Origin of the sequence: Bacillus salipaludis (genome assembly GCF_030938565.1) — a bacterium.
In the GTDB taxonomy this organism is placed as follows: Bacteria; Bacillota; Bacilli; order Bacillales; family Cytobacillaceae; genus Neobacillus; species Neobacillus salipaludis_A.
This window is the reverse complement of sequence record NZ_JAVGVR010000001.1, coordinates 1,526,553-1,547,500: the sequence shown is the minus strand read 5'-3', so window position 1 is coordinate 1,547,500 and position 20,948 is coordinate 1,526,553. Positions and strand designations below refer to the sequence as shown.

Sequence of the window (20,948 nt, the reverse complement as noted above, 5' to 3'; positions counted from 1 at the left end):
AGCGTTTCTTCACTATTGACAAGTTCTTCATATAGTTTAAAGATTTCCGGCTCAATTTGCTTTACCTGGTGCCAAACCGTTAATTCCGGATGAAGTCCATTTTCAATAATGGCTAATCTTGCTAAATGGTGCAAAGAGTGAACAACATAGTTATAAGCATCTAAATATAGATGATTTTCAAATAACGCTTTTCCATCCACATACCGCCGAATTAATTTGGCGAATTCCATCCCCATTTTAATTTTTCTTCCGTAAAACGGAAATTCCCGCAACTCTTTTTTTAGATTTACAACATATTCATTACGATCAAATAAAATTCTAGCATCATCGATCCATTCAAATATCTTCCGATTCGAACCAAGTAGGATCCATTCCTTTAATAAATCCTCAACTATTATATGCATGGCCGCTTTTTTGTCTTGATAAGTATAATGCTTTATAAGTAACGGCTTTTCTGCCTTTTTTACAATAATCAAAAGAATATCGTCAAACGAGTCGGTTGTATGGCTTGATTTTTGTTTTTTCTCCACCATCAAAACTCCAAGAGTATTGGCTTGGCTTGCTCTTTCTTGATAAATCGGCCGAAGGATATCTTCCATTCTTAATTCCTCCATTTTTTTCAGGTAGCATAATATTTTCGACAATAACACGAAAACTCCTTCTTAAAATTGAGACAAATTTCGACATTTCTTTCCCGTAGTAATTTTTCTATTTTCATAAATATGGTATAGTTTCATTAGGAGGGGTAATATGGCTAAATATTCAAGTAAAATAAATAAAATAAGAACCTTTGCTCTAGCTCTAATCTTTATTGGATTCATTGTTATGTACGGAGGAATTTATTTTCGAACTTCACCACTTATTATGACCATCTTTATGCTTTTTGGTCTTCTATTTATTATAGCAAGCACGGTTGTATATTTTTGGATTGGAATGTTATCAACGAAAACCATTCAAGTAAAATGTCCCAGCTGTGGCAAACCTACAAAAATGCTAGGCCGGGTGGATATGTGCATGTATTGCCGTGAACCTCTTACCCTCGACCAAAACCTCGAAGGAAAAGAATTCGACGAATCCTATAATAGAAAATCAAGAACATAAACTAAAGGTGTCCACATAAAAAGGACACCTTTTTTCATATCCCTGTGTTAAATAACAATGTTGAATTTTAAAACCAAGGTGATTGGAGCGGAAATCAACGGACAAGTTAAGAGAACCATACACAAAAAGGGGTGCCCTTAAAAGTTATACTTTCGGGACATCTTTTTCCATAAAAAAGAACCAATTCCATCGAATTAGTTCTTTGCTTTTATTAATGAACTTCTTTATCGGAACACTCCGGGCAGATTCCATAAATTTCCATACGGTGGTTATCTACTTTAAAGCCTGTTACATGTGAAGCTAAATGTTCCACTTCATCTAGGCCAGGATAGTGAAAATCGACAATTTTTCCACAACTTTCACAAATAACATGGTAATGCTGTGTGGTTATAAAATCAAAACGACTAGAGGCATCACCATATGTTAATTCGTTGACAAGACCAACCTCACGAAATACTCGTAAATTATTGTAAACCGTCGCCACGCTCATGTTAGGGAATTTCCCTTCTAAAGCTTTATAAATATCGTCTGCAGTAGGATGTGACATCGAGTTTATTAAATATTCAAGTATCGCATGACGTTGCGGAGTGATTCTTACCCCAGTTTCCTTCAAGGTATCCAACGCTTCTTTTAGCTGATTCATCGCCATGCACCTCTTTTCTTAAAAAATATTATTAGATTATAATTGTTATAATTAGTTTACTAATTTTTTTATACTTTTGTCAATATTGTTACCTCACAAATAGGTCCACATTTGATCAAGAATGCAAGGTTTGCTCTTTTTGTCCGAGCTGATGGTTCACATACCTCGCTGTTACAAACAACAGATCCGAAAGACGATTCAAGTAGGCCAAAACAATCGGATTCACATCTTCCCCTAGCGTTACAGCACATCTTTCAGCACGTCTTGCCGTGGTTCTGGCCACATGAAAGGCAGCTCCTGCGGGATGTCCCCCTGGTAAAATAAAATTGGTTAATGGTGGGAGAATTTCATTCCATTCGTCGATTTGTTTTTCCATCTCTTCGATATCAGCAGTTGAAAGGGACCATTTTACTTCCCTTCCTTTTGGTGTAGCTAATTCTGCACCGACATGAAAAAGATTTGTTTGTATTTTATGATACGCTTTTTCAATTATTTCTTTCCCTTGAAAAATTTCCTTGTTTAAATAGCTTATTGCAAGCCCAATCATCGAATTGGTTTCATCACAGGTTCCGTAAGCTTCGACGCGCAGATCGTTTTTAGCCACCCTTTGACCGTAAATTAACGAGGTAGTTCCCTTGTCCCCTGTTTTTGTATAAATTTTCATTCCTTGTACCCCCTTTTACTCCTGTTTTATATGTATGATGTAATATCAAAAAAAAACAATTCGTCATGAATACTTTTATAAACATATTATAAAGCTTGAAATCATGATTGAATAGAACGGCATAAAAAAAGGGGCCACTATGGACCCGAAATTTTTATCTGAGGAGGTATGCCCTAATAAAATGATATTCAAACCTTGTATTATTGCATTGGACAAATGCCTTTACTGATGAAAATAGGCTTGAAATTGAAATAAAATTATTTAAGATTTTCGCGTATGTAGCTTAATGCTGCGTCAACATGGCCTTTTACTTGCACCTTTCGCCATTCCTTCACCAATTTTCCTTGTTTATCAATGATGAAAGTTGAACGCTCAATCCCCATATACTCTTTTCCAAAGTTCTTCTTTAGCTTCCATACATCAAAGCTTTCGGCGACTGCATGTTCTGTATCCGCAAGAAGTAAAAATGGCAGTCCGTATTTCTCAATAAATTTTTGATGCTTATCAATCGGATCTGGACTGATTCCTAATATTACAGCATCTACATCTGTAAAGTCTTGAATTCGATCACGAAAATCGCAAGCTTCTGTCGTACATCCCGGGGTCATATCTTTTGGATAAAAATAAACAACGACATTTGTTCCGCGGAAATCCGATAACTTTACTTTTTCACCATTACTGGCCTCCAACTCAAAATCCGGCGCAGTTACACCCAATTCTACAGTCATTAAAAACACCCCAATTCATTCGTTTATATTGATAGACTATCCAATTATAGGAAACAATGCAAACGATAATCACTTCTCCCGATTAAGCATCGCTCTTGCCACAAATGCCGCAGGAAGGGTATAGCCGATTAACGCTTCCGTTACCGCAATAATTCTCCCAATCCCCAAAGGTATAATGTCCCCGTTTCCAACTGAGAACAGCATCATCGCACTAAAGTAAAAACTGGATTCAAATATATTATTCCCGTGTTCATGATTGATTTCTTTAAGTAGTGGTATACCCTTTAGCTCGAAAAGCACATAAATCAAACCATAACCGATGATGACTGTTAAATAAATGCACCCCAGGTATAAAAAATTTTCTACAGAAACAAATTTCCCTTTTACTGTATTTGGAACAAAGAGAGTTTTTAAACTCATAAAAATACAAAACACCACAATCGGAAGCAAGAAATAGATCATGTTAAACCACCTCTATAAGAAACATCCGTTACACTATCTCTATGCAGGCTTGGCCCATAAAATATCAAAAACCAGACATTTTGCCTGGTTTTCTCCAAATGTATTTAATTCCCTGCTCCCCGATATTTTTTTACTCCTTGATTCCAAAGCAGGATGGAAAGGGCAAAAAAGATTATACCGATTACTGGAGTTAAAAAGGCATAAACGAACCATTCCTTTTTTCCAAGAAAATACGCCGCCGGATACACTCCCACAAAGGCAAACGGAAGCACCCATGTTAACACAAAACGAATAATTTTATTGTAAATATCAACAGGATAACGGCCATAATTACTAATGTTGTACATCATCGGCATAAGTGAAGTTCTTGCATCTGCCCAAAAACTGATGCAGGCGATCATGATAAAGACTCCACCATAAACTAGGGCACCGCCAACGACAAAAATCAGGAACAAGAAGGGATCATACCATTTCACATCAAGACCGAGTTTAGCCCCCGAGTAAAACATAACAGCAAGACCGGTAATAGCACCTAATAACGATTCGAGTTCGATCCGCTCAAGGATAATTTGAAAAAGACTGTGAATAGGTCTTGTTAAAATCCGGTCTAGCTCCCCTTTCACAATATAGCGTTCGTTAAAATCCCAGATATTAAAGAAGGCTGAAAAAACAGCATACGGAACAAGGAAAAAGCCATAAATAAAAATAATTTCATCTCGATTCCAGCCGTTTAGTAAACTTGTATGACCAAATACCACTAATATAAAGATTAGATTGATCGCTTGAGATAATAAATCCGAGAAAAATTCTACAAATAAATCACCACGATATTGAAATCTTGTCTTTAAATATTGAGAAATATATTGAAAAAACATGGATGTGTAAAACACTTGCTTACCCCCCTTGTATGATTAGCTGTTTTTTTGCCACAGACCACAGGAACTGAATAGGAATAATTAAGATTACTACCCAGAGGATCTGTTGAAAGATGGCCTCCATTGCCTGTGAATGGGAAAAACCGCCAGTAAAAATCATACTTGGAATATAGCTAATCCCCTGAAAAGGAAGATATTTCATGACTCCCTGCGCCCATCCAGGGAAAAAGCTGATGGGAAGGAGGAGACCGGAAAATAAATCAATAACCACTCGTTTAGCCCGAATCAATCCAGCATTATTATATAAGAAGAAGGTTGTAATTCCAGTTAGTAAATTCAGTTGTGTATTAATGAAAAAACTTAATATCGTAGATAACGCAAATAACCCCCAAATCCCCGGGTCCCAAGTGAATTTAATTGGAAAAATAAACGAAACAATGATTAATCCTGGAATCGAGAAAAAGAAAAGCCGAAAAATCCCTTCGCCCAATCCCTGCATCGTTTTCATGCCAAGATAACTGTAGGGACGAATTAATTCAATGGCCACTTTTCCTTCCATAATTTCTAGCGCCATTTCCCGATCCAGATTATTAAAGTAAAAGGCACGGGCCATCCATGAAACGGCAACATAGGTAGTCATTTGAACAACGGAAAGGCCTTCAATATGCTCCTTCGACCCATATATAGCAGACCATAAAAAATAATAGGCACCAATATTAATACTGTAAATCACAATCCCCGTATAATAATTAGTCCGGTAGGCAAGCATCATTAAAAAACGGATGCGGATCATTTCAAGATATTTATCCAAGATTAATTGCCCCCTTCTACTTCCACCGTACCTTTTTCATAAATATTACGGATAATTTCCTCAGTAGAGATTTCATTAATTTTAATGTCCTTAATTTTAAATGCACTGACCACTCTAGCGATCAGCAGGGAAATCAATTCTTCCGTATCCTCAATATTGGCAATATAAATGGCTTCCTTTTCATCTAACTCCCATTTAACAGGAAGTCCCCCAGTTATATCTTTAAGTTTCGCAATCTCAATCTTTTCAAGAAATTGAAATTGCAATTCCTTACGTTCCCCCCATTTTTCTTTAAGGTTTCTAAGAGCACCGTCATAAATGATTTTCCCCTCATCGAGCATAATCACCCGTTCACACAGCGCTTCAATATCTGACAAGTCGTGTGTCGTTAAAAGGATGGTTGTATTATATTTCTCATTTATTTCCTTTAAAAATTCCCGGATTTTTAATTTAACCAGCACATCCAGCCCAATCGTCGGTTCATCTAAAAACAATAACGGCGGATTGTGGATGAGTGCTGCAGCGAGTTCACATCTCATTCTTTGGCCAAGCGATAATTTCCGTACTGGTTTATCTAAAAGCGGTTCAATATCCAATGTTTTAATCACGTGTCCCATGTGGTTGTCGTAATCTTCGTCCGATACTTTGTAGACCTTTTTCAAAAGACGAAAGGATTCCTGAACAGCAATATCCCACCAAAGCTGTGAGCGCTGGCCAAAAACAACACCAATCGTTTGAACAAATTTCTCCCGCTCCTTATGCGGGTTCATTCCATTGACAGTGATTTGACCGGACGTTGGCGTTAAAATCCCTGTCAGCATTTTAATTGTCGTCGATTTCCCTGCTCCATTTTCGCCAATATATCCAACCATTTCTCCCTGTTTTACGGTGAAGTGGATATCATTGACTGCAGGAACCACTTTATAATTACGGGTAAAAAGATCTCGGAAGGCACCTTTTAACCCCGTTCGACTTGAATACGCTTTAAACTCTTTTCGTAATTTATTAACTTCTATTGCATTTTCCATCGATCTTCCTCCTGAAACTTTCCCTAATGTGTTAGTTTAGCCAAATCACAACAGTAAAACAACCGTTCTGCTTGATTTTAGGATTGATTTTATAAGGGAAACTGGCTTGATCCCCAAACCCCTTATGGTTTGTGGTTTCAGTCGCTTCGACCCCCAATTGGCTACCCCTTGGTTTTATTGCCCGTTCCAGCTGGTTTCACCTATTAAAGGGAAAAGGAACTCTGGTTCATTGCCCGTTCCGGCTGGTTTCACCCGAAAGAGGGAAAAGGAACTTTGGTTCATTGCCCTTCCGTGCTGGTTTCACCCGAAAAAGGGAAAAGAAACCTTCTTTCGGTTGCACAGCCCCCCATTGGCAACCGAACCCCCAATGCTGTTTCATTTTAATCACAAATCCGCCAATGCAATGATCAAAAAAATAGCAGGAAAACACTAAAATAAGTGCTAAAATAAGAAAGAATCGAATTTCAGGAGGAAATATTATGCAATTTACTAATTCAGAACGAATACATAGTGAAGCGCTTGAGCACATTGTTGGCGGTGTAAACAGCCCGTCCCGTTCCTACAAAGCTGTAGGTGGTGGTGCCCCAGTGGTTATGGAACGCGGTCAAGGCGCTTATTTTTGGGATGTCGATGGCAACCAGTATATCGATTATTTGGCAGCATACGGCCCCATTATCACAGGACATGCACACCCACATATTACGGAAGCAATCAAACGTGCAGCTGAAACAGGCGTACTTTACGGTACTCCTACACTCCATGAGGTAAAGCTTGCAAGAATGCTAAAGGAAGCCATACCATCAATGGATAAAGTCCGCTTTGTCAATTCTGGAACCGAAGCGGTTATGACAACCATTCGCGTAGCGCGTGCCTACACAGGAAGAGATAAAATTATTAAATTTGCCGGTTGTTACCACGGCCACTCTGACTTGGTCCTTGTTGCAGCAGGATCCGGACCTTCCACTCTAGGAACACCTGATTCAGCCGGAGTGCCAAAAAGTATCGCTCAAGAAGTCATAACTGTTCCATTTAATGAGATTGAGCCACTTAAAGAAGCATTAGAAAAATGGGGCGACCAAATTGCGGCAGTACTAGTAGAACCGATTGTCGGTAACTTCGGGATTGTTGAACCAAAACCGGGCTTCCTACAGCAGGTTAATGAGTTAACGCATGCAGCAGGTGCTCTTGTCATCTATGATGAAGTCATCACGGCGTTTCGTTTCATGTATGGCGGTGCACAAGACCTTTTAGGAATCCAGCCTGATTTGACTGCACTTGGAAAAATTATCGGCGGGGGTCTGCCAATTGGAGCCTATGGCGGACGTAAAGAAATTATGGAGAAAGTGGCACCGCTTGGCCCTGCCTATCAAGCTGGAACAATGGCAGGAAATCCCGCTTCAATGCTATCTGGAATCGCATGCCTTGAAGTGTTGAAACAAGATGGAGTATATGATTATTTAGACAGATTAGGAGCGAAACTTGAAGAGGGAATTTTAGCGGCAGCAAAGGAACACGGAGTTTCAATCACGATCAATCGATTAAAAGGGGCTTTAACCGTTTATTTTACAACAGAAAAAGTTGAAAACTACGAGCAGGCGGAAAATACCGACGGCGAAACATTTGCCAAGTTTTTCAAGCTAATGCTTAACCAAGGAATTAATCTAGCACCTTCTAAATATGAAGCATGGTTCTTAACCATTTCTCATACAGCAGAAGATGTTGAAGCAACGTTACACGCGGTTCACAATGCATTTTCCTCACTTCGAAATGAATAATTATACATTTTTTATGCACCAAAAGGGAGTATTTCCCACTCCCTTTTTCTTAAAAACCCCATGAAAACGTTTACAACAATATATTACCATCTCAATCTGATATGATTTTAATCTAATATTGATATGCAATTTTCTGTATATTTATTTGATTTCTGAAAATTCATATGATACTATAAGATTATTAATTTTCCCATTATACTTTACGCCTCAGATCAGTGGCTTACCACAAATATCATTCTCAATCTAGAAATTTCTTAGGAGGTGAATCGGCTTTAGAGGACACCCTTTTAAAGCCCGACCACAAATGACACAAAAATATAATCCTTCCATTTTTAAAGATTTCCATAAACATGAACACGATTCATGTGGTATTGTTGCCTGCCTTGAAAAAAGCAAGATCCCAACAAGAAAGAATATCTTCGATTGTATCAATGCTCTTGTAACGATGAATCACCGGGCCGGCTTTATTAACGGTGAAGGGGATGGCGTTGGTATTCATATGGATATCCCTGTTGCCCTTTGGAAAGAAAAATTACAAAACGCAGGAATTGATCCTGTGCTCGCTGAAAAAGAGGAGTTTGCTGTCGGGCATGTTTTTATCAGTCAAAAAGCAAACTGGAATTCTACTAAAAATGAATTGCTTCAAAAACTTGCAAAATATGAATTAGAAATGATTTTTGAAACAACAGAAGTTACAGACCCTTCTGCACTTGGACCCATTGCCATCCAGGAAAACCCTGTTTTCTGGCAATTTGCATGTCTTTCTAAAAAAAGCGGCCAAGAATTAACAAAGGTCCTCTTTGAGGCATTGGTTGATTTTGAAATCAACGATCAAATCCATGTTGCATCACTTAGTCAGAGCCATGTAGTTTACAAAGTAATGGGGGCAGGTGATATTCTCCCGCGTTATTATCAGGACCTTTCTAACCCGCTTGCCGCTTCAACTATCACTTTAGGGCACAATCGTTATTCAACAAATACCCTTTCCAGCTTCTTCAGAGTCCAGCCATTTAGTGTACTTGGACATAATGGTGAAATCAATACAATTGCTAAGCTTCGGGATGAAGCAAGAATGATTGGGATTCCACTTGTAAAGGATGGCAGTGACTCACAGGATTTAAGCCGGACAATGGAAACCTTAATCTCAAGGGATGGATATTCTTTATTTGAAGCCATGGATCTTCTATTTCCGCCAATTATTAATGAAATCAAAGCCTATCCTGAAAAACTGCAGGATTTATATACCTACCTTCGCGAAGCTTGGGGGCATTACGCACAAGGTCCTGCCGGAATCATCTCAAGATATGGCGATGAAGCTGTATTTAGTGTGGATGCACTTGGTCTCAGACCGCTATGGATGCTTGAAACGGAAACCTCCTATCTGTTTTCCTCAGAACCAGGGATTATTCCTTCAAGCGAATATGTAAATGATCCAAAACCGCTTGCACCTGGTGAAAAGGTTGGCTTTAAATGGCATGGAGATCAATTGGATGTATATGAGCAAAATCGTTTCCAAAATGAAGTCTATAATCGAATCTCTAAGCGGTTAACAATTGCTAGTTCACGGAATCGATTACAAGCACCTAGCTTAAATAAAACAGTAACCATGAATTATCCGGATAAAATCCATAATGGACAATATAAGGCTTTCGGATGGGAACGTGACCATATCCAATTAATCGAACAAATGGCGGAAAAAGGGGTCGAGCCAATCCGTTCATTAGGTCATGATGCACCACTAGCAGCTTTAAACCCAGAACGAAAAAATATCGCTGATTACTTTAAAGAAAGTGTAGCGGTTGTTACAAACCCTGCGATTGACCGGGATCGTGAAACAGAACATTTTTCGACACGTGTGGTAATTGGCAAACGTCCTTCTCTTTTCGTAAAAGAGGAAACGAATACCGTTCTAGAACTAATCACTCCTGTCTTAGTAGAAGGAAAAGCAGGTTTTAATTGTTCTGGAGAAATCGGACAGCCAAGCTTTGACCAAGTGATTCAATATTTTAATGAACAAAAACTAGCTTCGTTTATCTCAACGACCTTCCGTAAAGATGAAGAAATCAACTTGGCACTTGAAAGAATTGCCTCTGAAGCGGTTCAGGCTGTTCAATCGGGAAAAACATTACTTGTTCTCGATGATGCCAAAGCACATCAAGACGATTTTTATTGGATTGATCCACATTTAGTAACTTCAGCAATCGATCAGGCATTGGTAAAAGCTGAACTAAGAAGAGACTGCTCTTTAGTTTTACGTTCTGCTGCTATCCGTTCCTTGCACGATATTATCACTGTTTTAGGGTTAGGCGCTGATTTAATTAGTCCTTACTACATGTTTATGACTGTTCTCGATGAATCGACTAAGCCATTGACCAATTTGTACAGTGCATTAACAAAAGGACTGGAAAAAGTAATTTCAACCATTGGAATTCATGAGTTGCGTGGTTATGGAAGACTGTTTTCAAGTATCGGTCTTCACGAAGATATCGCAAAAGTTTTAAATATTGTAAACTTCTTTGGTTCAAAGGAACTCGAATTTGGCTACGAGGCTATGAAACTGGATGCATTTTCTAGGGCTGAAGATTACCAGAATGAAAAGGAAAGAGTCGGAAAGACCTTCCACCTCTTCCCGCGGATTTGGAAAGCAATCGGTGAAGTAGCCGCAACCGGTGATTATAATCTGTACCGGGATAAAATCTCAGAGCAGGAGTTGGAAAATCCAACGACCATTCGTCACTTGGCTAGCTTAAAAGTATCCAATCATCCAATTTCACCTGATGAAGTAGATATTCGTGTAGGTGATCATGATTTACCGTTTTTAATTTCATCCATGTCATTCGGGTCGCAGAATGAAATTGCCTTTAGAGCATATGCAGAAGGCGCTGACCGTTTAAATATGGTGAGCTTAAATGGTGAAGGCGGCGAAATTAAAGATATGCTTGGTAAATATCCAAAAACGCGGGGACAGCAAATCGCCTCCGGTCGTTTTGGAGTAAATGCCGAGCTGTTAAACTCTTCGAACCTGTTAGAAATTAAAATTGGTCAGGGTGCAAAACCTGGTGAAGGCGGACATTTACCTGGCTCAAAGGTAACAGCAAAGGTTGCTGCTGCACGTAATGCAACATTAGGCTCTGATTTGATTTCGCCATCAAACAACCATGATATTTATTCGATTGAAGATTTAGCGCAAATGATTCTAGAATTAAAAACAGCAAACGATCAGGCAAAAATTGCTGTTAAAGTTCCTGTTGTTCCAAATATCGGTACGATTGCAGTTGGAATTGCGAAAGCAGGCGCAGATATTATTACATTAAGTGGTTTTGACGGTGGTACAGGTGCCGCAAGAATTCATGCTTTACAACATGTTGGCTTGCCAGTAGAAATTGGTGTAAAAGCAGCACATAACGCCCTATTAGAAAGCGGCCTCCGCCATAAAGTTGAAATTTGGGCAGATGGCGGTATGAAGAGTGCAATGGATGTAATCAAAATCATGCTTTTAGGGGCAAACCGTGTTGGCTTTGGAACATTAGCCATGCTGTCAATCGGCTGTACAACATGCCGCGGATGCCACTTAGATACTTGTCATGTTGGGATTGCAACTCAAATTGAATCAGAGGTTCAAGCGAAGGAACATGGACTACGACGTTTTGTTCCACGCCAATTGGATTTAGCTGTACAAGGAATTATGAATCTTTTCACTGCTTTCGGGCAGGAATTAAAGGTGCTTGCAGCTTCCCTTGGAATTCGTGACCTGCAGGAAGCAGTCGGCCGCTCGGATTTATTAGTCCAAACAAGCGGACACCAAAACTTAGACCTTTCTTATTTGCTAAAAACTCTTGAAATCAGCCAATTTACGAAGGCCGAGGTATCAAAAACAATTGCTGAAGCACATATGCAGGTAGCCGTTGGTGCAGAATATCTTGATGCAAGCATTGATCAATTGCATAGTTCCCGTGAGTTTGAAAGTGTTACATCAGAGCAAAGGGTACTGGGAAGCCGTGTATCTTGCCACCGTGTTAGAGGCAGACTTGATGGTTCATACAAACAGTTAAAGCCTGTACAGTTGAAATATCGGGAAGGTTCCATTCCAGGAAATGGATTAGGGGCATATAACAGTGAAGGCATCGTAATAACCGTTAATGGCGGCGGTCAAGATGGTGTTGGTAAGACATCCTTCGGAGGTAATATTCAAATCCTGAAAGCGAAAGGTAAGAATGGCCGTTATTACAATGGCTCAGTTGGAAAAGGCTTTGGATACGGTGCCCAAAAAGGACTTTTAATTGCACAGGGGAATGCTGATGCCCGTGCTGGAATTCGTCTGTCAGGGGCTGATTTAATCATCGGCGGTTCAGTTAAAAAACAAATCCCTGAGCAGGAAAATGGAAACATCGGCGCCAATGCAAACATTAAGGGATTTGCATTTGAATATATGACAAACGGCCGTGGTCTTGTTCTAGGAGACCCAGGTCCATGGATTTGCGCAGGTATGACCGGCGGTGTCGTGTATACACGCCTTCAACCTGAAATGGGATTAACAAAAGAGGCGATTCAAAGAAGAATTGCCAAAGGGGCTAAGGTTTCTGTTAACCCATTAAACGAAAATGGAAAAAATGATGTGAATGAACTTTTAGGTCAATACATCAGCTTACTCGAGAATGATGGCCAGGTTGAAGAAGCAAAACAGCTTCAATCCCTTCTCGCTAATCTCGAAGGCCATTTCGTACAAATTGTTCCGGTTAAAGAGCAAGCAGATCCATCCGTTTCAACAGAATGATACAAAAAACGTCCGCATCATACAGCGGACGTTTTTTTTGTAGAAAAATATAACATAAAATTCATATTAATTCTCTTGATTATATGTTTTAATCCATGTATAGTCATTTATTGTTTCACATTGAACAAACTAGTATTAGACAATTTTTTGAAAGGAATTCATTTTTTTATGAAGTTAGGCGCCCGCATTTTAAAAACGGGAATAGCAATCATTTTGTCCCTTTATCTTGGTCAGCTGCTGCATTCGCCATCACCGGTATTTGCCGGCATCTCTGCCATCTTTGCGATTCAGCCAACCATTTATCGTTCGTATTTAACTATTATTGAACAAATTCAAGGAAATATCATCGGGGCATTACTCGCGGTATTTTTCGTTCTCACATTAGGAAATCATTTTACTGTCATTGGATTAGCAGCCATTATTGCCATAAGTATCAATCTTAAGCTGAAACTAGAAAATACCATCGGTCTTTCCCTCGTCACATTGGTTTCGATTATGGAAACCACTGGCGGGAATTTCATACCGTTTGCGGCCATCCGGTTCTCTACCATCATGATCGGGGTATTTTCAGCTTTTATTGTCAATTTAGTGTTTATGCCGCCAAAGTATGAAAGTAAGCTTTATTTTAAAATATCGAGCACCACCGAGGAATTAATCCGGTGGATTCGCCTAAGTACCCGGCATGATTTTGAACATCATCTTCTGAAAGAAGAGATTGAAAAGCTCAAAGATAGTCTCATTAAAATGGAACAGTTTTATGGGATGTACAAGGAAGAACATAATTATTTTAAGAAAAAAAACTTGGAAAAATCACGCAAGCTGGTGGTTTACCGGCAAATGATTTTTACGGCAAAAAAAGGTGTCGATACCTTAAGAAAACTTCATCGCTTTGAAAATGAAATTCTCCTGCTGCCGGAACATTTTCAACAGGCGATTCAAGAGCAGCTGGATAACCTCATTTACCACCATGAACAACTCATGCTTCGATTTATTGGGAAAGTGCCGGAACCTGCAACCGAATCAGGCGGAAATGATTTTCTAAATAAAAAAGAGCTTTACGATCTTTTTATCACTCACCAAAAGGAGTACACAGATCCAGATAATCCGCATCTTTACCATATCATGCAAATCACTGCCTTTATTATTGACTACGGAGAACAACTTGAGCATCTTGACACATTAATCTCGAGCTTCTATTCCTATCATGATAACGAGGTTCCCATTGAAGAAAAAAGCCATGAATAAAAAACCGAAGCAGATTTATGCTTCGGTTTTTTCCTTTTGATCCAGCTGTTGTACCTGGAATAATTTATAATAATTCCCTTGTTTCGCCATTAATTCTTCATGGCTTCCTATTTCGACAATTTCACCATGTTCGATGAGAACAATCCGATTGGCATGGGTAATCGTTGATAATCGGTGAGCAACAATAAAGGTAGTCCTGTCCTTTGCAAGCTCCTCAAGGGATTCTTGAATAAGATGTTCACTTTCCAAATCAAGGGCTGATGTTGCTTCATCCAAAATTAAGATAGGCGGATTCTTTAAGAATACGCGGGCAATCGCAATTCGTTGTTTCTGGCCGCCAGAAAGCTTTACACCCCTTTCCCCTACCCGAGTGTTATACCCCTCTGTAAGATTTAATATAAATTCATGAGCATTTGCCGCTTTTGCCGCTTGAATGACCTCTTCATCTGAAGCATCTGGTTTTCCTAACAATATATTTTCTTTCACCGATTCACTAAAAAGAATATTATCCTGAAAAACCACTCCAATTTTGTCTCGTAAGGATTGAACTTTAAAGTGACGGATATCAACCCCATCTAGAATGATTCTTCCTTCTGTTACATCATAAAACCTAGGGATTAAGCTTACGAAGGTTGATTTTCCACCGCCGCTCATCCCAACTAAGGCAATGGTCTCCCCCTTTTTAACATCTAAGGAAATATTCTTTAATACTTTCTCTTCTGCTGCTCCATACGAAAAATTAACTTTTTCGAATGAAAGGTCTCCATTAACGGTTGTACAGTCAATGGCATTCGGTGCATCGACAATATCATATTTTTCATCCATAAATTCAAACACACGGTCCATCGATGCGAATGATTGAGTAATGGTTGTTGAAGAGTTAACCAATCTTCTTAATGGATTATAAAGCTTATCGATATAAGCGAAAAAGGCCACCATTGTCCCTAAAGAAAGATCATGATGGATGACCAAATAGGCAGAATAACCAATGACAATTAAGGGGGCAATATCCGTAATCGTATTAACTGCAGAGAACGCCTTTGCATTCCAGCTTGTGTGCTGTAGTGCTTTTTCTAAAAAGTTCTTGTTCTGCTTATCAAATTGAGTCTGCTCGTAGTCCTCAATCGCAAAGCTCTTAATAACAGGCATCCCTTGGACCCGTTCATGTAAATAGCTTTGGACCTCAGCAAGAGCCTGTGAACGAATTCTGGTAAATTTACGCAGATTTCCAAAAAAGTATCTTACAGAAATAGCGTAAAGCGGGAATAGCAGGATGGATACAATCGTCAGCTTCACATTCATCGAAAACATAATAATAATGGCAATGACAATGGTTGCAATATCCAACCATAGATTCATCAAACCGGAAATAACGAAGGTTTTCGTTTGCTCGACATCATTTATCACACGAGATATAATTTCACCGGCTCTTGTGTTTGCATAATATCTAAAGCTCAATTTTTGAATATGGGTATATAGCTGATCGCGGATATCATAGAGAATTTTACTTGAAGTCCATTGTGCAAAGTATTGTCGATAATATTCAATTGGCGGCCTAAGAATGACGAAAATTACAATCATTGCTCCCAGCATGGTCATTAACTTATGAATTTTCGCCTCATCGGCTAATGAGTGATTGTTAATAATATCATCGACCACGTATTTAATCAGCATTGGGATGATTAACGGGATTCCGAATTTTATAACCCCGATCATAATGGTTCCAAGGATTTGCACCCTGTATGGCTTAACAAACTGTAGGTACCTGCGTATACTATTCAAAGAATTCTCCCCTGTTCTACATATGCTTTTCCATCCAAATAAAAACCTGTTGATGATTGTTTCAACAGGTCTAAAAAGCATTTTTTATCTAGCGTCGATATGTTAAATAACGTTCGTACCAAATATCAATGAAGTCTGGCGCAAAAGGACCTTTTCGCTGACGAATCCAGCGAATGAGCTTATCTACGTTTTTCTTCAGAATTTGGTCGATTACTTCAGGGTATTTCATCTCTCGGCGATGGCGCTCATATTCATCTTCATCTAATAAATTGAATGTCATATCAGGATACACCTTTATATCCAAATCATAATCAATATATTTCAGCGCTTCCCCGTCAAAAATAAACGGAGAACTTAAGTTACAATAATAATAAATCCCGTCTTCCCGAATCATTCCAATCACATTGAACCAGCATTGGGAGTGAAAGTAACAAATAGCCGGTTCCCTAGTAATCCATGTTCTTCCATCTGATTCTGTTACAATCGTCCGATCATTTCCGCCAATCACTAAATTTTGCGATCCTTTTAAAACGGTTGTTTCTTCCCAGACCCGATGGATGTGCCCATTGTGTTTATAGCTATGTATTTGTACTGGTTCTCCTTCGATGGGTACGCCCATATTCTCCCCTACCTTCATTCCTGAACGCTTTGTAACCTATTCGAAAAAATTTTTAAATACCGGTAAATGGCAACAAAGTACAATTCCTCTTTTATATTATTATAACGGTTGAACAAGGATTTTAAAACAAAAGAGCCATTGAATTCAATGACTCTTAAGGAAAAATTTACGTATTTTCTTATATTTATCCTTTTTTCTCTACCTTGAAGGGGTTAAGTTTGTTACTTGATAGGACTGGATGACTTCTTCTGTTTGTTTTTCAAATATTAATTGAATCTCTTTTAATTCCTTTTTCATTTGTTGAATATCAGTCTGAATACTCTCAAGCTCCGTTTCATTTTGCAGATTTTGCAATTCTGCTTCAATCTCAAGACAGCGTTCCAGCTCGGCTTGAAGGTATAATAATTTTTCCATTGTGATCATTTGTTCGGAAACTAATCGGTTAAATTGATCCATTTCCCTCACCGCCTTATATTTTGTACTTTATAAATATTCTTGAACAAATCCATTTATCCTTTGACTATTTATGTAAACTTTATGGAACATTTGTCGAATTTGAGAAGATGTTTCTAAAAGGGACTTATTTGATCTATTTTACGATTACCTGATGAAGACCATATCCCACAACTTCTCCCTTCGTTTTGGCCTTCATCTACGTGATGAGGACCATATCTCCCGACTTCCGCTTCGTTTTGGCCTTCCTGTACATGATGAAGACCATACCTTCAAGCTTCCCACTTCGTTTTGGCCTTCATGTACGTGATGAAGACCATATCCCCCGGCTTCTCGCTTCGTTTTGGTCTTCATGTACATGATGAAGACCATTTCTCTCAGCTTTTCGCTTCGTTTTGTCCCTCATGTACGTGATGAAGACCATATCTCGCGGCTTTTTGCTTCGTTTTGGCTTTCATGTACGTGATGAAAACCAAATCTCGCGGCTTCTTGCTTAGTTTTGTCCTTCATGTGCGAGATGAAGACCATATCTTGCAGCTTCCCGCTTCGTTTTGTCCTTCATGTATGTGATGAAGACCATATCTTCCAGCTTCTCGCTTAGTTTTGTCCTTCATGTATTTGATGAAGACCATTTCTCTCAGCTTTTCGCTTAGTTTTGTCCCTCATGTACTTGATGAAAACCAAATCTCGCGGCTTCTTGCTTCGTTTTGGCTTTCATGTACGTGATGAAGACCATTTCTCTCAGCTTTTCGCTTAGTTTTGTCCCGCATGTACGTGATGAAAACCAAATCTCGCGGCTTCTTGCTTCGTTTTGGCTTTCATGTACGTGATGAAAACCAAATCTCGCTGCTTCTTGCTTAGTTTTATCCTTCATGTGCGAGATGAAGACCATATCTTGCAGCTTCCCGCTTCGTTTTGTCCTTCATGTATGTGATGAAGACCATATCTTCAAGCTTCTCGCTTCGTTTTTGCCTTCATGTACGTGATGAAGACCATTTCTCCTGGCTTCCGCTTAGTTTTGTCCTTCATGTACGTAATGAAGACCCTATCTCCCGGCTTCCGCTTAGTTTTGGTCTTCATGTACATGATGAAGACCATATCTTCCAGCTTCCCGCTTCGTTTTGGTCTTCCTGTACATGATGAAGACCATATCCCCCAGCTTCCTGTGATAAATACAAAAAGAAGAAGGCACTCTTCCGATTGAGAGCGCCTTCCATCTGTGTTAACTTATATTAGCTTTGACCAAATTGGCCAGAACCCTGGTTTTTACGAGCTTCTGCAGCTTGGTTTTGCTTTCTAACCTCTGCAGCATTTGTTTCGCTACCGAATTCTGTACCAAATGCTCCAGCTGCACCTGCTGCACCTGCTGCACCTGCACCAGCATTAGCACGAGCTGATTGAGCATTTTGTTGTCTTACTTCTTGAGCATTTGTTTCACTCGCAAATTCAGTTCCAAATGATCCTGCAGCACCTGCACCTGCTTGAGATTGTGCATTTTGTTGTCTTACTTCCTGGATGTTAGTTCCAGCAGATGTTCTGTTAGCTTGTTGGTTGAATTTTGCCAACTTTAATCACCTCCACGAGATTAATATACCCCCGAGGTGCGTGGACTATCCAAATTATTTTTTAAAAATAACTTTTTCTTAAACCAATAAGGAAATACCGCCATCCACAATAATGGTTTGTCCTCTAATCATGCTTGATGCATCTGATAATAAGAACATAACCGTATTCACCATATCATCAATTTCGACCATTCTTCCCGCAGGTGTTTTGTCTTTTGCTTCCTGAAGGAGTTCTTCGCGATTTGGAAAATGCTTCAGTGCCTCGGTATCAACCGCTCCACCGGAAACAGCATTCACGACAATATTTTTCGAAGAAAGCTCGACCGCTAAATATCTTGTTAAAGCTTCAAGTGCAGCTTTAGATACACCGACTACCGTATAATTTTTTAGATAGCGAATGGAACCTAGTGAGCTTATGCTGACAATTTTTCCGCCACCGTTCTTCTCCATCAACTTTGCTGCTTCTTGCGCGCAAAATAATAATGCCTTACTATTAATGTTCAACGTCCAGTCCCAATGAGATTCTTCAAGCTCCATTAACGGACGCTGTACACCTGATGCAGCATTGTTAACAAAAATATCTAACCGTCCAAACTCTTGATCAATTTGAGCAAACATATCTTTTACTTTATTTACATCCCCAACATTGGCTTTAATGACCAGTACTTTTCTACCAAGTGCTTCGATTTGTTCGGCGGTCTCTAGGGCACCACTCTTACTTCTGGCATAATTGATGACAATATCATATCCTTCTTTGGCTAATCTGAGAGCCGTTGCTTTTCCAATTCCCCTGCTGCTACCTGTAATTAATGCTACTTTTTGTGACATATGTATTTGTCCCCTTCACTCTAATTTGATTACTGTCTAGCTCCAGACCCAGTGACTAGTGTACTTCACTCGCCTTCCCACGATAGGTTAACATCGAATCGACTTGAGCTCCCTGTTTCCTTTATCTCAGTCGACTCGCTCCAGTCCTGTCGTGTGTTAAACGGGCCCTTCCGCTTTTCTATTTATTTTATCTTTTCCATGAATAGAAGACAATTGATAACAAAACACTAAGTTGAATAACATGATTGAAAGGAAGAGGTAAATGTATAATGGGCGGGATATGACAGAACTTTCAATGATGTCGATTAAAGAGTGGGATGATCAAGAATTATCCTTTTTTCATCATTCATTGCAGCAAATGGTCCCATACTTAAATAGTGAAGGACAAACGATTCATCGGGAAATTATCGAAGAAATCATGGATCGCGGGGGACTAAAAAAGAATGAACACCGTAATTGTACGGCGTTCATTCTTTTTTATATTCTTGATAAAGCTTCAAGATTTTTTGGGTAAAAACTGGAAGGGCGTAATCATCTGTATGATCTAGTGAAACAAATTTCCACTCTTGACTTTCAGTAAAATCCGTTGAAATCATTCCAGTATAGACTTTTATCTTCCAAATTAAGTGGGAGAAAACATGCTCCACTTGACCAATCATCTTATCCAAATGAAGATTGAGACTTAAATCCTGTTCAAAAAGGCGGGTGATTTGATCACGGTTATTTTGAATCGGATGGTTGATTTCCAAATTCGGAAATTCCCATAAATTAGCGAGAAGTCCGGACTCAGGTCGTTTATGAATAAGCAAATCTCCTTTTTCATTAGCGAGAACAACTGCAGCAAGCTGTACTTCACGCTGTTTATTTTTCTGAGATTTGATTGGAAGTTCCGTCTGTACTCCCTCATGGAATGCATGGCAATGTTCACGTACAGGGCAAAGCATACAAGACGGGGAGGTTGGAGTACAAATCAATGCACCTAATTCCATTAATGCCTGATTAAATTCTGATGGTTCTTCATGGGAAATGAGTTCTCTTACAGCTTGCTCAAAAACCTTTCGGGAAGAGGGCTTGGCGATATCCTCCCAAATGGAGAGAATTCTTGATAAAACTCTCATCACATTCCCATCCACTGCAGGCTCGGGTACTCCATATGCAATGCTTAAAATCGCTCCAGCCGTATAAGGTCCAACCCCTTTAAGAGTGGATATTTCCTTTGGTGTATTAGGAACAACCCCATCATATTTTACTTTTACTTCCTTAACTGCGGAATGTAAATTTCTTACCCTTGAATAATACCCAAGACCTTCCCATGCCTTCAGAACCTTATCTTCATTTGCCTCGGCTAAGGTCTCGATCGTTGGAAACCACTCAATAAAACGGTTGAAATAAGGTATAACCGTATCCACTCTTGTTTGCTGTAGCATGATTTCAGATACCCATACTTTGTATGGATCCTGATCCTTTCTCCAAGGCAGGTCACGCTGCTCATTTTTAAACCAAGTGATTAAATCATCTTGAAATTCTTTTATATTTACTTTCGTTAAATTATTCAGAACATTTTTCATTACATTTGGGCCTCCAACTTGTTAAAC

Annotated in this window: 20 protein-coding genes (1 of these 20 only partly in view); 5 read left to right on the top strand and 15 right to left on the bottom strand. The window is 39.2% G+C overall.

Features of this window, described 5'->3' with window-relative positions; all coding sequences use genetic code 11:
- A protein-coding gene (locus RCG21_RS07475) for a nucleotidyltransferase-like protein (RefSeq protein ID WP_026573530.1) crosses the window boundary here: on the bottom strand, nt 1-599 show its 5' portion. 271 nt of this gene lie to the left of the window's left edge; 599 of the gene's 870 nt are visible here — the first part of the coding sequence; its start codon is at nt 597-599; its stop codon lies beyond the left edge, outside the window.
- Nucleotides 600-750: 151 nt separating this feature from the next.
- Here RCG21_RS07475 and RCG21_RS07470 point away from each other — a divergent pair, with 151 nt between their 5' ends.
- Entirely contained in the window at nt 751-1,101 is a 351-nt protein-coding gene (locus tag RCG21_RS07470; protein ID WP_133337263.1) for a YgzB family protein, read from the top strand.
- Between the two features lie 211 nt (nt 1,102-1,312).
- Here RCG21_RS07470 and perR read toward each other — a convergent pair whose 3' ends face one another.
- From perR to RCG21_RS07435, 7 genes are all read right to left on the bottom strand, one after another.
- On the bottom strand, nt 1,313-1,750 hold the full coding sequence (gene perR / locus RCG21_RS07465) for a peroxide-responsive transcriptional repressor PerR (protein ID WP_133337265.1): 438 nt from the start codon (nt 1,748-1,750) through the stop codon (nt 1,313-1,315).
- Between the two features lie 109 nt (nt 1,751-1,859).
- Nucleotides 1,860-2,408, bottom strand: a complete 549-nt coding sequence (locus tag RCG21_RS07460; RefSeq protein WP_133337267.1) for a cob(I)yrinic acid a,c-diamide adenosyltransferase — start codon at nt 2,406-2,408, stop codon at nt 1,860-1,862.
- 257 nt (nt 2,409-2,665) lie between these two features.
- The gene (gene bcp / locus RCG21_RS07455; protein WP_133337269.1) at nt 2,666-3,136 is read right to left on the bottom strand and encodes a thioredoxin-dependent thiol peroxidase; all 471 of its coding nucleotides are present in this window, start codon (nt 3,134-3,136) and stop codon (nt 2,666-2,668) included.
- 69 nt (nt 3,137-3,205) lie between these two features.
- A complete protein-coding gene (locus RCG21_RS07450; protein ID WP_133337271.1) occupies nt 3,206-3,598 on the bottom strand; it encodes an ion channel in 393 nt (130 codons plus the stop codon).
- Between the two features lie 104 nt (nt 3,599-3,702).
- Nucleotides 3,703-4,488, bottom strand: a complete 786-nt coding sequence (locus RCG21_RS07445; RefSeq protein ID WP_133337273.1) for an ABC transporter permease — start codon at nt 4,486-4,488, stop codon at nt 3,703-3,705.
- Between the two features lie 4 nt (nt 4,489-4,492).
- Nucleotides 4,493-5,284: an ABC transporter permease gene (locus tag RCG21_RS07440; protein ID WP_133337275.1), complete on the bottom strand. Its 792-nt coding sequence runs from the start codon at nt 5,282-5,284 to the stop codon at nt 4,493-4,495.
- A 2-nt stretch (nt 5,285-5,286) separates the two neighbouring features.
- Nucleotides 5,287-6,312 (bottom strand): ABC transporter ATP-binding protein, encoded by a 1,026-nt coding sequence (locus tag RCG21_RS07435; protein ID WP_308913037.1) that lies wholly within the window; start codon nt 6,310-6,312, stop codon nt 5,287-5,289.
- A 479-nt stretch (nt 6,313-6,791) separates the two neighbouring features.
- Here RCG21_RS07435 and RCG21_RS07430 point away from each other — a divergent pair, with 479 nt between their 5' ends.
- From RCG21_RS07430 to RCG21_RS07420, 3 genes are all read left to right on the top strand, one after another.
- The gene (locus tag RCG21_RS07430; RefSeq protein ID WP_133337279.1) at nt 6,792-8,087 is read left to right on the top strand and encodes a glutamate-1-semialdehyde 2,1-aminomutase; all 1,296 of its coding nucleotides are present in this window, start codon (nt 6,792-6,794) and stop codon (nt 8,085-8,087) included.
- A 304-nt stretch (nt 8,088-8,391) separates the two neighbouring features.
- Complete coding sequence (locus tag RCG21_RS07425; RefSeq protein WP_133337281.1) at nt 8,392-12,861, top strand: glutamate synthase-related protein; 4,470 nt, start codon at nt 8,392-8,394, stop codon at nt 12,859-12,861.
- Nucleotides 12,862-13,029: 168 nt separating this feature from the next.
- Nucleotides 13,030-14,106: an FUSC family protein gene (locus tag RCG21_RS07420; protein WP_133337283.1), complete on the top strand. Its 1,077-nt coding sequence runs from the start codon at nt 13,030-13,032 to the stop codon at nt 14,104-14,106.
- Between the two features lie 15 nt (nt 14,107-14,121).
- Here RCG21_RS07420 and RCG21_RS07415 read toward each other — a convergent pair whose 3' ends face one another.
- From RCG21_RS07415 to fabL, 6 genes are all read right to left on the bottom strand, one after another.
- A complete protein-coding gene (locus RCG21_RS07415; protein WP_133337285.1) occupies nt 14,122-15,888 on the bottom strand; it encodes an ABC transporter ATP-binding protein in 1,767 nt (588 codons plus the stop codon).
- 88 nt (nt 15,889-15,976) lie between these two features.
- Nucleotides 15,977-16,507, bottom strand: a complete 531-nt coding sequence (gene ntdP / locus RCG21_RS07410; protein ID WP_026573517.1) for a nucleoside tri-diphosphate phosphatase — start codon at nt 16,505-16,507, stop codon at nt 15,977-15,979.
- 198 nt (nt 16,508-16,705) lie between these two features.
- Complete coding sequence (locus tag RCG21_RS07405; RefSeq protein WP_133337287.1) at nt 16,706-16,963, bottom strand: YgaB family protein; 258 nt, start codon at nt 16,961-16,963, stop codon at nt 16,706-16,708.
- Nucleotides 16,964-17,609: 646 nt separating this feature from the next.
- Nucleotides 17,610-17,852 (bottom strand): hypothetical protein, encoded by a 243-nt coding sequence (locus RCG21_RS07400; protein ID WP_133337289.1) that lies wholly within the window; start codon nt 17,850-17,852, stop codon nt 17,610-17,612.
- A 340-nt stretch (nt 17,853-18,192) separates the two neighbouring features.
- A complete protein-coding gene (locus RCG21_RS07395; RefSeq protein WP_133337291.1) occupies nt 18,193-18,525 on the bottom strand; it encodes a gamma-type small acid-soluble spore protein in 333 nt (110 codons plus the stop codon).
- A 78-nt stretch (nt 18,526-18,603) separates the two neighbouring features.
- Complete coding sequence (fabL, locus tag RCG21_RS07390) at nt 18,604-19,353, bottom strand: enoyl-[acyl-carrier-protein] reductase FabL (protein ID WP_133337293.1); 750 nt, start codon at nt 19,351-19,353, stop codon at nt 18,604-18,606.
- A gap of 262 nt (nt 19,354-19,615) precedes the next feature.
- Here fabL and yfhS point away from each other — a divergent pair, with 262 nt between their 5' ends.
- Nucleotides 19,616-19,867 carry a mother cell protein YfhS gene (gene yfhS / locus RCG21_RS07385; RefSeq protein WP_308913036.1) on the top strand — a complete coding sequence of 84 codons (252 nt, stop codon included), beginning with the start codon at nt 19,616-19,618 and terminating at the stop codon, nt 19,865-19,867.
- On the opposite strand, the gene mutY is transcribed toward yfhS, so the two are convergent.
- On the bottom strand, nt 19,821-20,921 hold the full coding sequence (gene mutY / locus RCG21_RS07380) for an A/G-specific adenine glycosylase (RefSeq protein WP_308913035.1): 1,101 nt from the start codon (nt 20,919-20,921) through the stop codon (nt 19,821-19,823). The two genes, yfhS and mutY, sit on opposite strands and share 47 nt — an antisense overlap.
- Between the last annotated feature and the right edge of the window lie 27 nt (nt 20,922-20,948).